Source organism: Aliiruegeria lutimaris, assembly GCF_900099935.1.
GTDB classification, from domain to species: Bacteria; Pseudomonadota; Alphaproteobacteria; order Rhodobacterales; family Rhodobacteraceae; genus Tropicimonas; species Tropicimonas lutimaris.
In genome coordinates this window covers 1-1,325 of record NZ_FNEK01000185.1, presented here as the reverse complement: position 1 = coordinate 1,325, position 1,325 = coordinate 1, and the positions used below count along the sequence as shown (strand labels likewise).

The 1,325-nt window shown below is 58.2% G+C and carries 1 protein-coding gene; it reads left to right on the top strand.

Translation table 11 applies throughout. The features are described from left to right. Positions 1–1,006 (top strand): hypothetical protein (locus BLR85_RS28945; protein ID WP_212635197.1); only part of this gene is annotated, 1,006 nt, incomplete at its 5' end. Positions 1,007–1,325: the final 319 nt, after the last annotated feature.

Here is a 1,325-nt window from a genome sequence, read left to right as displayed (position 1 = left end):
GTCACCAACACCCTGGAGCTGGCGCTGGAGGCATCGGGCTGTGACCAAGCTACGGTCGTTCACAAGCCACGCCTGCTATCCGACAACGGCTCGTCTGCGCATGTCCTCGATCATCCGCTCGCGCAGCGGCGTGGTTCTTTCCTCCGTCATGGGAACCTCCAGTCTGACGATTGAGAAGACCCCAATGGTCAGTCCAGCGGACCCATCAGCGAAGCGCGACGATCAGATCAACGCGATACGCCCACAAGAGGCGCCCCTGCAGCGCGAGCGGCTTCGTCCTTGCGCAGTGAGCGGACCTGTACCGCTCGCGCAGCCGACGACTTCGCCGACCGCTGCTTTAACGGCAGCTTTGCCGTGCCGATTCAACCGATCGCAGCAACTGAAGTCTCGCCGCATCGTTTCCGACAGGCTGAACGAGAACTGGACCTTGGCGGCGGTTCATAGAGAAGGCGGGTCAACGGACAATACGGTCATGGGCGCCGCCAGCGATATGAGAGGCTATGGAGGCGCATCGGCCGGCGCTATCATCCTGGCCGTCATGCCGGGCGGGGCACTCGCCTTCCTGGGCTTCCTCGGCCTCGTCTTCTGCCAGATCGGCCGCGCGAATGTCGATACGGCCGAATATACCCAGCAAGGCCTGAAGATCTCGCGGGAGCAACTGGAGATCTCAAGACAGGCCCTAAAACAGGGCGCTTCTATGGGACAAGGTTACGCGGCGCTGCAGGTCGCGAAAGAAGAACTTCGAGCGACTATGAAGTCGGACTCCGTCTCAGAATCGGCAAGCTATGCCGAAAAGGAGACCACCGAAAAGGTGGATAGTCCGAGTGAACCGAACCAGCCACCCACCGCTGCCGTCGAGACGCACAGGTACAAGGGCTGTTTAATTACCTTCGATGGACAGCATTTCCATTTTGGAAAAATGAAGTTCATCAACCTCGACGTTGCTCGCAGCTACGTTGATCTGAGCGTTGCCAATGCGGACGACAGCAATATGACCCGCTCATGACGGCAAATCCGACCCCCATACAGACCCCCAACCCCTATGGGGGTCCTGTATGGGGAAACATCGGCAAAAGTACCGGAACATTGCTGAACATAAACCATTGCTCCGAGAGCGTGACTTCATCTGCTTTCGAAGCAGATTCTCCCGCCCACCCATGGAAAGAAAACGAAACCGCCCACGGCTTGTTTGATGCGCGTCTCCATTGATCACCAGACCACCCGCAAGGGCTTCATCCTCAAGACCACCTATCACGAGGGCATTGTCAGGTTGTTTTCAGCGGGACGAAGCTTGTCGGTTGCCTCGACACTCAGGCAGCCAATTC